This window comes from Bradyrhizobium sp. cf659 (assembly GCF_900113725.1).
Taxonomy (GTDB): Bacteria; Pseudomonadota; Alphaproteobacteria; order Rhizobiales; family Xanthobacteraceae; genus Bradyrhizobium.
The window spans coordinates 1850975-1861997 of the sequence record NZ_FOQJ01000001.1 but is presented as its reverse complement, the minus strand read 5'-3'; the positions used below and the strand labels follow the sequence as shown (position 1 = coordinate 1861997).

Annotated in this window: 13 protein-coding genes; 5 read left to right on the top strand and 8 right to left on the bottom strand. The window is 65.4% G+C overall.

Translation table 11 applies throughout. The annotated features are described in order from the left end of the window. From BM118_RS08985 to BM118_RS08955, 7 genes are all read right to left on the bottom strand, one after another. A partial coding sequence (locus BM118_RS08985; RefSeq protein WP_143099449.1) for a transposase occupies positions 1 to 273 on the bottom strand: 273 nt, incomplete at its 3' end. Between the two features lie 131 nt (positions 274 to 404). Then, positions 405 to 1241 carry an ABC transporter substrate-binding protein gene (locus tag BM118_RS08980; RefSeq protein WP_092184128.1) on the bottom strand — a complete coding sequence of 279 codons (837 nt, stop codon included), beginning with the start codon at positions 1239 to 1241 and terminating at the stop codon, positions 405 to 407. 71 nt (positions 1242 to 1312) lie between these two features. Beyond that, positions 1313 to 1801: a MaoC family dehydratase gene (locus BM118_RS08975; protein ID WP_092184126.1), complete on the bottom strand. Its 489-nt coding sequence runs from the start codon at positions 1799 to 1801 to the stop codon at positions 1313 to 1315. A gap of 10 nt (positions 1802 to 1811) precedes the next feature. After that, positions 1812 to 3395 carry an acyl CoA:acetate/3-ketoacid CoA transferase gene (locus BM118_RS08970; protein WP_092184124.1) on the bottom strand — a complete coding sequence of 528 codons (1584 nt, stop codon included), beginning with the start codon at positions 3393 to 3395 and terminating at the stop codon, positions 1812 to 1814. A gap of 16 nt (positions 3396 to 3411) precedes the next feature. Further along, entirely contained in the window at positions 3412 to 4554 is a 1143-nt protein-coding gene (locus BM118_RS08965; protein ID WP_092184122.1) for an acyl-CoA dehydrogenase family protein, read from the bottom strand. A 15-nt stretch (positions 4555 to 4569) separates the two neighbouring features. Continuing rightward, positions 4570 to 4938: a tautomerase family protein gene (locus BM118_RS08960; RefSeq protein WP_092184120.1), complete on the bottom strand. Its 369-nt coding sequence runs from the start codon at positions 4936 to 4938 to the stop codon at positions 4570 to 4572. 3 nt (positions 4939 to 4941) lie between these two features. After that, positions 4942 to 6057, bottom strand: coding sequence for a LacI family DNA-binding transcriptional regulator (locus BM118_RS08955; RefSeq protein WP_092184118.1), 1116 nt, complete (start codon positions 6055 to 6057; stop codon positions 4942 to 4944). Here BM118_RS08955 and BM118_RS41270 point away from each other — a divergent pair. Continuing rightward, the gene (locus BM118_RS41270) at positions 5960 to 6178 is read left to right on the top strand and encodes a hypothetical protein (RefSeq protein WP_177233891.1); all 219 of its coding nucleotides are present in this window, start codon (positions 5960 to 5962) and stop codon (positions 6176 to 6178) included. The two genes, BM118_RS08955 and BM118_RS41270, sit on opposite strands and share 98 nt — an antisense overlap. 63 nt (positions 6179 to 6241) lie before the next feature. Then, complete coding sequence (gene dapA, locus BM118_RS08950; protein WP_177234153.1) at positions 6242 to 7153, top strand: 4-hydroxy-tetrahydrodipicolinate synthase; 912 nt, start codon at positions 6242 to 6244, stop codon at positions 7151 to 7153. Between the two features lie 5 nt (positions 7154 to 7158). Here dapA and BM118_RS08945 read toward each other — a convergent pair whose 3' ends face one another. Beyond that, positions 7159 to 8061, bottom strand: coding sequence for a LysR family transcriptional regulator (locus BM118_RS08945; protein ID WP_092184113.1), 903 nt, complete (start codon positions 8059 to 8061; stop codon positions 7159 to 7161). A gap of 191 nt (positions 8062 to 8252) precedes the next feature. Between BM118_RS08945 and BM118_RS08940 the strand changes: the two genes are divergently transcribed. The 3 genes from BM118_RS08940 to BM118_RS08930 are packed head-to-tail and all read left to right on the top strand — an operon-like array spanning position 8253 to position 11022. Continuing rightward, positions 8253 to 9443, top strand: a complete 1191-nt coding sequence (locus tag BM118_RS08940) for a CaiB/BaiF CoA transferase family protein (RefSeq protein ID WP_092184111.1) — start codon at positions 8253 to 8255, stop codon at positions 9441 to 9443. Continuing rightward, on the top strand, positions 9440 to 10603 hold the full coding sequence (locus tag BM118_RS08935) for an acyl-CoA dehydrogenase family protein (RefSeq protein WP_092184109.1): 1164 nt from the start codon (positions 9440 to 9442) through the stop codon (positions 10601 to 10603). The genes BM118_RS08940 and BM118_RS08935 overlap by 4 nt, the downstream gene beginning before the upstream one ends. Positions 10604 to 10614: 11 nt before the next feature. Next, on the top strand, positions 10615 to 11022 hold the full coding sequence (locus BM118_RS08930; RefSeq protein WP_092184107.1) for a MaoC/PaaZ C-terminal domain-containing protein: 408 nt from the start codon (positions 10615 to 10617) through the stop codon (positions 11020 to 11022). The last annotated feature ends 1 nt before the right edge of the window (position 11023 follow it).

Here is an 11023-nt window from a genome sequence, read left to right as displayed (position 1 = left end):
CCATCTACCCGTGTCGCGCCAAGCGTAAAAATAGCCCTGAACCGTCGAGTATGGCGGGAACTCCTTCGGCAAGGCTCGCCACTGGCAGCCGCTCGACAGAATATAGAAGATCGCCTGCACGATCTCGCGCAGATTAACCTCCCGCGGCCGGCCCAATCGCCGTCGCGGCGGCATCTTCCGGGAGATCAACGCCCACTCTGCATCGGTCAGATCACTTGTGTAACGCAGTCCACTGCGCTGATACTTGATACGAGCGGCTTTGGTCCACGGCATGGTGTCCTCCCTCGAATCTTTGCAAATCCGAAGGAATCACAGGCCCGCTTAAGCCGCTCACCTTTTTCGGTCAGGCTCTCAGGATGACGGGACTGGTACCGTCGTTGTTTACGGGTAGGCGATCTCTGTCCTCAGTTCGTCGGTCCGTCGCCGCGGATGGCGAATGTCGTGGCCTTCAGCTTGGTCATGCCGAACTTGTCGAACAGCTTGTCATAGGTACCGTCGGCGCGGATCGCGGTGAGCGCATCGGCGACGGCCTGGGCCAGCAGCTTGTCGCGGAAGGCGAAGGTGATGTCGGTGCCGGCGATGTCGCGGACCCAGATCTTTGCGATGCCCTTCTGTTCGAGCGAGTTGGCGGTCTCGTTGATGTTGAGCGCAGCCTCGAGCTGGCCGGCACGCAGCGCCGCCGAGGTGGCGGTGACGGTGGTGAAGGTGCGCAGCTCGACCGGCTTGAGGCCCTTGGCGACCATCTCGGTGCTGAACTCGCGCGCCTTGCGTTCGGTGTAGGTCGCAGATTCCACGCCCACGACGCGGCCGGCGAGATCCTCGAACTTCTCCAGCTTCAGGCTGGAGGAGGGGTCGGTGTAGATGCTGATCGCCTGCTGCGCATAAGGCACGAGGTAGAGCATCTTCGAGCGCTCCTCGGTCCAGAACAGGCCGGTGTTGATGGCGTCGAAGCGACCCGAGCGCAGCGCCGGGATCATCGGCGGGAAGTCCATGCGCAGGAACACCGGCTCGACGCAGATGCGCTTGGCGATCTCGCGGGCGAGCTCGACATTGAGGCCCTGCAGCTCGCCCTTGTCGTCGACGAATTGCTGCGGCGGCAGCGTCGGGTTGATCGACATCTGCCATTTCGGCGCTTCGATCAGGCTCGATGCCGGCACCTTCGGCGTGCAGGTCTGGGCGCCGGCCGCCTGGGACAGGCCGATCAGCAGGGCGAGGGCGGAGAAGGTCTTGGGAAATCGCATCTGAATACTCCGATCAAATCGTGGGTGGCAGAGGAGCCGTTCTCCGGTCCGACGTCTTCTTCATTGTCTCGTCAAATGGCCGCCGTCGCGTCGCGCTCGGCCTGCCGGGTCAGGATCAGCGAGGTGTGGCGGGCCGCCGTCACCACCTCGTCGCGCTGGTTGAGGAGCTCGAGCGTCTCGATGACGATGCCGCGCGCGGGATTCCGGGTCGGCCGCTTCTCGACGAAGCGGAAGCGGACGCGCAAGACATCGCCGGCGACGATCGGCGCCTTGAACCGCACCTCGTCCCAGCCGAGCGAGGCGACCGAGGTCTCCTCGTACAGCTTCAGCTCCGACTTCAGTCCTTCCATCAGCGACAGGCCGAACAGCCCGTGGCCGATCACCGCGGGAAAGCCGCGCGACTTCGCATAGCCGGCATCGACGTGAAGTGGGTGATGGTCGCGCGTGACGTCGGCGAAGACTGCGATCTCGGCCTCCGTCACGGTGTGCACGGCGGTCTCGAACTCCGCGCCGAGCGCGATGTCCTCGTAACGGAGATTGATCGGGGCGCTGATCTCCATGCCGAATCCCTCAGGCGACCTTGCGCGGCCGCGCCGGCAGGGCCTTGAAGCTCTGCGCGATGCCCATGGGCCCGGAGCGGAAGATGCGCGGATCCATGTCCTTCAGTTGCGGACTGATGCGCGGCCTGAAGCCCATATGGGCGAGGATGTCCTCCTCCAGGCGAGCGCCCGGCGCGATCTCGGTCAAGGTCATGCTGCCATTCTCCAGCTCGAACACGGCCCGCTCGGTGACATAGCTGACGTGCTGGCCGCGCTGCGCGGCGAGCGAGGCACTGAAGCTGATCTGGCCGACCTGCGGCACAAACTTGCGGAAGGCGCCGTCGCGCCGGATCGCGAGGCGCCCGTTCTCGACGCCGATGTCGAACTTGCCGCCAGTCATGGTGCCACTGAAGATCAATCGCTTGGCGTTCTGCGTGATGTCGATGAAGCCGCCGGAGCCGTCACGGCGATCGCCGAAGCGGGTGACGTTGACGTTGCCCATCTCGTCGACTTCGGCGAAGGAGAGGAAGGCGCAGGAGAGGCCGCCGCCGTCGTAGAAGTCGAACTGATAGGCCTGGTCGAGGATGACGCGCGGATTGATTGCCGTGCCGAATTCGCGCGCATGGCCCGGCACGCCGCCGACCACGCCGGATTCCACCGTCAGCGTGATCAGGTCCGAAATGCCTTCCTCGGCGGCGACATTGGGGATCATCGCGGAAATGCCGACGCCGAGATTGACGACGTCGCGCGGGCGCAGCTCGAAGGCGGCGCGGCGGGCGATCACCCGCCGCTCGGTCAGCGGATCGGGTGTGATCATCGCCACGGGCACACGTGTTTCGCCGCAGCGCGCCGGATCATAGGCGGTGCCGTAGGTCTGCATCTGCTCGGGCTCGAGCACGACGTGGTCGATCAGGAATCCCGGAATCTTCACCATCTGCGGATGGATCGAGCCGCGCTTCACGATCCGCTTGACCTGGCAGATCACGGTGCCGCCGGCATTGTGCACGGCCTGCGCGATCGAGAGATCCTCGCGCGTCGTGCCCTCGTGCTCCATGCTGATATAGCCGTCCTCGTCGGCCGAGGTGCCGCGGATGATGGCGACGTCGGGCGGAGCGGGGACGCGGTAGAGCAGCCAGGACTGGCCGTGCAGTTCGAGCAAATCGACCAGCGGCGCGGTGGTGCGCTTGTTCATGCGGCCGCCGTCCTGGCGGGGGTCCATGTAGGTGTTGAGCCCGACATGGGTGAGCACACCGGGATGTTTCGCCGCCATGGCGCGGCAGAGCTGGCTCATCACGCCTTGCGGAAAATTGTAGGCGTCGATCAGCTCGTCGCGGACGAGGCGCATGAACGGCACCTGGAGGCCGAAATTGCCGCCGATCACGCGTGCGATCAGGCCTTCATGGGCGAGATGGCAGAGGCCCTTCTCGGTCACGGCGCCGACGCCGGTGATGTTGATCAGCGTCAGATTGTGCGGGCCATGGCCACCGAGGAAGCGCTGCTCCAGCGCATCGAGGATGGCCTCGGCTGCTCCCGTGCCGCCATTGCCGCCGACAATCAGCGTGTCGGCATCGCGGATCAAACCAGCGGCCTCTGCCGCGGTGATGATGCTCAGCATGACTGCACGCCCCGCATCACGCGGCCTCCTTCTCGACCTGGCGGGCGATGATCAGCCGCTGGATCTGGTTGGTGCCCTCGTAGATCTGGGCGAGGCGCACGTCGCGGAACAGCCGCTCGATGCGGTACTCGCGCGAATAGCCGTTGCCGCCGTGGATCTGGAGCGCGTTGGAGACGTGCTTCATCGCCATGTCGGTCGTGAACAGCTTGGCCTGCGCGGCTTCCTTGGCGATCGGCTCGCCGGCATCGTGCAGGCGCGCGGCGTGATGGATCAGAAGCCGCGCGGCGGCGATGTCGGTCGACATGTCCGCGAGCATGAACTGAACCGCCTGGAAGCCGATGATGGCCTGGCCGAACTGCTTGCGGTCGCGGGCATAGGCGGTGGCGTCCTCGAAGGCGGCCTGCGCCATGCCGAGCGCCATCGAGGCCATCATCAGCCGGCTGAAGTTGAAATTGCTCATGGCCATCTTGAAGGCCTGGTTCTCCGTCCCCATCACGCTGTCCGCCGGCAGCTGGACGTCGGAGAAGGTGATCTGGCAGTCTTCAAGGCCGTGCATGCCGAGAAGCTCTTCGTTCTTGCCGCGGGCGATGCCGGGCAGGGCGCCGTCGACCAGCAGGCAGGAGATGGCGCGATGGCCCGCATCCGCGCCGGTGCGCGCGAACACCATGATGCGATCGGCGACGCCGCCGAGCGTGACCCAGGCCTTGGTGCCATTGAGCCGCCAGCCGTTGCCGTCGCGCACCGCATTAGTGCGGATGCCGGCGACGTCGGAGCCGTGGTCGGGCTCCGAGACGGCGGTCGCGGGAATAATGTCGCCGCTGAGAATTTTGGGGATCAGCGCCTTGTGCGCGTCGGTGCCGTGATGGTCGAAGAACAACACCGCCTCGACGGGGATCGCGAAGGCATTGGCGATTGCGCCGGAGCATCGCGCCAGCTCCTCCATCGCGATGCAGGCCGCGACCGCATCGAGCCCTGCGCCTCCAGCGCCTTCGCGCAGGCAGATGCCGAACAGTCCGAGATCGGCCATGCCCTTGTAGAGCGTACGGTCGAAACGGTCCTCGCGGTCGATCGTGGCGGCGCGCGGGAGGATCTCTGCTTCCGCGAAGCGGCGCGCTGTCTCGCGCAGGGCCTTCTGGTCTTGAGAGTAGAAGCGGTCCATGGCGCGCGGCTCCCGTCAGTCGCTGGCGAGCTTGGAATCGTGGGAGACCTCGCTGCGGTCGCGATCGATGAAATAGACCGCGACGTCGTCGCCGGGCACGCCATAGGCGCTGCATACGCCGCGGGTCAGCGCGATGGCGGCGGCGCGGCGCTCGGCCTCGCTGCGGCGAAACGCGTGCACCTTGAGCAGGATGCGCTGTCCGGTATCTTGAGCGCCGAACGCGCCGGCATGGGCGTAGTCATCGGGCGCAATGTTCAGGAAATAGAGCGTGACCGTATCAGCGGTGACGCCGAAGGCCGACATCAGGCCGTCGGTCACGGACCGCGCCAGCGCGGCCTTGCGCTGGTTTGGGACTTGCGGGGCGAGCACTTCGACATAGGGCATCGATCAGACCTTCGCGGGCTTGGCCGCAGACGACTTGGACGCGGCCGACCTGGCCGCAGACGATTTGGACGGGGAGGATGTGGGCTTCGTGGATCTGGCGGAAATCGGGGTGTCGAGCCGGCGGCAGGAGTCGCGCTTGATCAGCCGGGCGCCGACGCGATATTCGCGAACGCCGTCATTGCCATTGCCCTTCGCATCCATGCGATGCAGCAAGCGGTCGACGGCGAGATTGGCGAGATCGCGCGCGCCGTTGTCGACGATGCTGATGGCGGGCCGATGCCATTCGAACCACGGCATGTCCTCGTAGCAGAGCAGCGAGAGATCGTCGGGGATCGCGATGTTCCGCTCCGCCGTCACGCGCAGCACGCCGAGCGTTGCCTCGTGGTTGGCCACGAAGATCGCACTCGGCGGGCGCGGGAGGTCCAGCAGCTTGCGGCAGCCCGTCGCACCGGTCTCGGGCACGAAATGGCCCGCATGAATCAATGTGTCGTCCCTGGTGATGCCGGCTTCGCGCAGCGCGCGGACATAGCCGGACAGCCGCTCGCGGCCGGACGTGGTGTCCTGGCGGCCCACGATCAATCCGATGCGCTTGTGGCCGAGCTCGATCAGGTGACGCGTGCCGAGATAGGCGCCCTGCGGATCGTCGGCGAGCACGGTCTCGAGATCGGTTGCGTCGTCGCGCCGCACCAGGCAGACGATCGGAACATCCTTCGCCAAAGCCTTGAGCTGCGGGCCGTTCTTGCCGGTGGGGACGACGATCAGCCCGTCGATGCGATGGTCGACCAGCGTCGTGAGGGTGTCGCTCTCCTGCTGCGCATCGTCGCCGCCGATGCACAGAAGCATCTGATAACCCAGCGCCTTCAGGCGCGCCTGCACCACTTCGGCCATCACCTGGAACGAGGCGTTGGTGAGGTTGTGCACGAGAAGCGCGACGAGCCTCGATTGTCCGGTCTTCAGCCCGCGCGCGATGGGGTTCGGCCGATAGCCGAGCTCACGCGCGATACGCGTCAGGCGCTGCTGCGTGCGCTCGCTGGTCAAGCCGGTTCCAGTCAGTGCGCGCGAGGCGGTACTGACCGAAACGCGGGCCGCCTGTGCCACATCTTTGAGCGTGACGCTCATCAAACCTGCCGATAGACTGCAATCGATTGCAGGAACGCTATGGGCTATTTCCGCACGGATCAAGCCCAAAAAATGGATGGTGTTGCTCAATGCAGAGCCAGTTACGCAATCGATTGCATAAATGCTGCGGATATTCCGCAGTGGATCGTTGCACCCTAAATCAACTTGATCACCCGGCAGCTCCCTGATGAAGACGTTTCGCGGCACCTACACCGTCATGATCACCCCGTTCACGCAGGCCGGCGACGTCGATGTCGCGGCGTTGCGCGCCTTTGTCGACTGGCAGATCGTGGAAGGCATTCATGGGTTGATCCCGCTCGGCTCGACCGGCGAATTCCTGTCCCTCGACGATGACGAGAAGGCGCTGGTGGCGGAGGTCGTCATCGGCCAGGCCGCGGGGCGCGTGCCCGTGCTGATCGGCACCGGAGCGGAGGATACCCGCGAGGTGGTTCGTCTCAGCCGCCGTGCCGAAAAGCTGGGCGCCGACGGCGTCATGATCATTCCGCCATTCTATTCGACGCCGACCGACGACGAGCTCGTCCATCACTACAAGACGGTGGCCGACGCGATCGCGCTGCCGATCATGGTCTACAACAATCCGGCGACAGCGAATGTCGATCTCAAGCCACAGCTCGTGGCGCGCATCGCCGAGATCGACAACTGTCTCTATATCAAGGAGTCGACGCTGGAGGTGACGCGGGTGCGCGACATCATCCGGCTCTGCGGCGACAGGATGACCGTGTTCGGCGGCATCCTCGGCTTCGAATCCTTCGTCGAGGGCGCGCAAGGCTGGGTCGCGGTCGCCTCCAATGTCGTGCCGTCCGAGATGGCGCGCATCTTCAGCCTCGTCGCAGACGAGGGCGCCATCAAGGAGGCGCGCGAGCTCTATCTGAAATATCTGCCGGTGATCGAATTCGTCGGCGGCCAGGCCTATGTCGCCGGCAGCAAGGCACTGCTCGGCCATATGGGCCTTGCGGTCGGTGACCCGCGCCCACCCCGACTGCCGTTGCCGGCCGCGCAGGACGCGGCCGCGCTGGCGCTGGTCAAGCGTTTCGGTTTGAGCTGGCCGGCCGCGCCATCCCGGGCGAGCGCATGACAGCGTCACTGCCGCGCCGCCGCAATCCTCGCCGCGATCTCTTCGCGCGCGTGCCTGATCAGGGATTGCGTGAGGCGCTGCTGCATGCGCCCGGCCGGCACGATGGCGGATACCGTGACCTCGGTCTTCGGCTTGAACGGCACGCTTCTAAGGCGGTCGTAACGCTTCGAGGACGCGGTGAGCTCGTCCATGATGGTGACGCCGAGCCCTTCCTCGACGAAGTGCCCGGCGACGTTCATGAATCGCGCCTCGATGGCGGGCGCGAAATTGACGGAGCTGCGACGAAACGCCTCCTGGATCAGGCTGCTGATACGGCTCGATGTGCGGGCGTTGATCAGCGGCGTGTCGCGCAGATCCGTGGGGCTGACGAAGCTCAATTGCGCGAGCGGGCTGTCGGCCGGGCAGGCGCAAACCATGTCGAGCTGTGCGAGTGGCAGATAGTCCAGCGTCGGCCGCGGATGCGGCTCCATGGCGAAGCCGATGTCGACGATTCCGGTCTCGACATATTCGAGGAGATCGTCGAGACGCTGCGTCTCCAGCGAAATCTCGACACCGCCGTGGTCGCGGCTGAACCGCGCCACCACCTGCGGCAGCAGCGATTCCGACAGTTCGGATGTGGCGACGATCCGCATGCGGCCCTTGCGGTCGGCGCGCAGATGCGCAGCCGTCTGACTGATCAGGTCCTGCATCAGGAACAGGGGCTCGGCTTCGGCGAGCAGGATCTGCGCCTCCTGGGTCGGGACCATGCGCTTGTTGATGCGGTCGAACAGCAGGAAGCCGAGTGCGGATTCCGCGTGCTTGATGGCGTTGCTGACCGCCGGTTGCGACATGCCGAGGTCCTTCGCCGCTGCGACCGTCGAACGCGTTCGCATTACGGCGCGCAGGATCTCGAGCTGTCGAAGATTCATGAGAGTGATCCGGTCATGAGTGAGCGATGACAGTGTGCATCATAGATTTCGGTTATCAACCTCGGTCGGAAAATAATTGATGGTGACGTTGTCGATGATCGAGGCGTCGGCTTACGCTTCGCGCGAAGACATCGCGCTGCGACCGGGGCACTTTCGAGTGCGCGGATCGCGCGCCAGCATGGTGTGACCGGATGAACCTGCTCGACGGCGTCAAGATCCTCAGCTTCAACCACTATCTCGCAGGCCCGCTGGCCGCACAGACGCTCGCCGATCTCGGTGCCGACGTCATTGCGGTCGAGCCGATCGAAGGCGCGTTTCAGCGCAACTGGGCGGTGGCCAATCATTTCGTCGCGGGCGACAGCGTCAATCATCTGGCGACCGGGCGCAACAAGCGCAGTATCGCGGTCGATCTCAAGCATCCCGACGGCATTGCGGCCGTGAAGAAGCTGGTGGCGACCTCCGATGTCGTGATGGAGAATTTCCGGCCGGGGACCATGGCCAAGCTCGGCCTCGGCTACGAGACGCTGAAAGCGATCAATCCAGGTCTGATCTATGCGGTGGCAACCGGCTTTGGTTCGGAAGGGCCCTACAAGGATCGTCCCGGCCAGGATCTGCTGCTTCAGGCCATGTCGGGCCTTGCGATGCGAACCGGGCGCGCCGATGGCGAGCCGACCGCTGTCGGCGCGGTGATCGTCGATCAGCATGCGGCCTCGCTCTATGCCATGAGCATTCTCGCCGCGTTGTTTGCCCGGACCAAGACGGGGAAGGGGCAGCTCGTCGAGGTCAACCTCTATCAGGCCGCGCTCGATCTCCAGGTCGAGCCGCTGACCGCCTGGCTCAATGGCGCGCCGTCGCCGACGCCGCGCGGTCCGGCTGGAATCGCCGCCTGGTTCAGCCCCGGACCTTACGGCATTCACGCGACGGCCGATGGCCATCTCGCGATCTCCATGGCAGCGCCCAAGGCGCTCGCGGCAGGGCTCGACTGCGAAGAGTTGAAGCGGTTCGGCGAGGCCGACAGTTTTTCGATGCGCGAGGAGATCACGCGGATCGTCGCGGCGCGCCTGAAGGAGAAGTCGACGGCCGATTGGTTGCCCTCGCTTGAAGCGGCGCGGATCTGGCACGCGCCGGTGCAGGACTATCGCGACCTCGAGTCCGATCCCCAGCTCGAACATCTTGGCGTGTTCAAGAGCGCCGAGAGTGCAGGGGGCGCGCAAATCCGGATGGTCGCGCATCCCGCGCGTTATGATGGCCGGACACCGGAGGTGCGGCTGGTTCCGCAGCGGCTGGGTGCGCAGACGCGCGAGGTGCTCGCCGAGATCGGCTACGGCGCTGCCGACATTGACGCGATGATCGCCGGCAAGGCGGTGGGAGTGGCGCGATGATCGACTTTTCAGTCCCTGAGGATACGCGCCTCCTGGTCGATACCGTCCGCCGCTTCGTGGAGACGGAGGTGCAGCCGCTCGAGGACGAGGTGGAGCGGACGGCTACGGTGCCGGCCGATGTGCTGGCAGTCACCAAGGCCAAGGCACAGAAGCTCGGCCTGTATGCGATGAACATGCCGGCTGACGTGGGTGGCGGCGGGCTGTCCTGCGTCGAGCATTGTCTCGTCGAGGAGGAGTTCGGCAAGACCTCCGATGCATTGATCCGCCGTGTGTTCGGCCAAGTCTATCCGATGCTGATGGCCTGCAAGGGCGATCAGGTCGAGCGTTACCTCTTGCCGACCGTGAAGGGCGACAAGATCTGCGCCATGGCGATCACCGAGCCGGGCGCCGGCTCCGACGCGGCATCGATCAGCACGACCGCTCATCTCGATGGCGACCAGTGGGTGCTCAACGGGACCAAGCATTTCATCAGCGACGGCGACATCGCCGATTACGTGATCCTGATGGCGCTGACCGACAAGGAGAAGCGCGCCCGGGGCGGCATCACGCTGTTTCTGGTCGATCGTGGCACGCCCGGCTTCAAGGTCGCTCGCACGCAGCCGATGATGGGCCACCGCGGCTACGGCCATGCCGAGCTGACCTTCGAGGACTGCCGCATCCCGAAAGCGGCCGTGCTCGGCGAGGTCGGCGGCGGATTCAAGCTGATCATGCAGAGCGTGCTCCAGATCCGGCTCGCCCATATCGGCGCGCGCGCCGTCGGCATGGCGCAGCGTGCGCTCGAGATGATGCGCAAGCATGCCGGCGAGCGGCGTCAGTTCGGCCAGCTCATCGGTGACTTCCAGATGGTGCAGAAACTCATCGCCGATTCCGCCACCGAGATCTTCGGCGTCAAGATGATGGTGATGAACGCCGCCTGGGACATCGACCAGGGCCGGGATGCGCGCGACAAGGTCTCGATGATCAAGGTCGCGGCGTCCGAGATGCAGGGCCGCGTCGTCGACCGCGCCATCCAGGTGTTCGGCGGCATGGGCTTCAGCAAGGACCTGCCGCTGGAGCGCATGTATCGCGACGCGCGCGTCACCCGCATCTATGACGGCACCTCCGAGATTCACCGCATGCTGGTCGCGCGCAGCACCATCAAGAACGGCTTGCAGCTCTAGGGAAACGACCGATGTCTCACGCACCTCTCAAGCCCGGCGCCGTCTTCGCCTTCCGCAAGACCATGACGGTCGCAGAGCAGGCGATGTTCACCGGCATCAGCGGCAATCTCGGTGGTCTCTATGTGGATGCCGTCCGCGCCAGGAAGGCCGGCGCCGCCAACATGGTCGCCTTCGAGCTCGCGGTCGGCGGCCTTGCCACGACCTGCCTCAGCCAGCTCGGCGGACCGACGCGGCGGATCGGCAGCATCGCGCTGAATTTCGCCGCGCCGGTGATCGTCGGTGAGTCCGTCGAGGCCAAGGCCGAGATCGTCTCGGTTGCCGGTGATGACGCGGTCTGCCGCGTCACCTGCACGCTGTCGCCCTCGGGGGCGACCGTGGTGGACGGTACCGCGACGCTGGTTCCGTTCGCGAAGGGCTGAG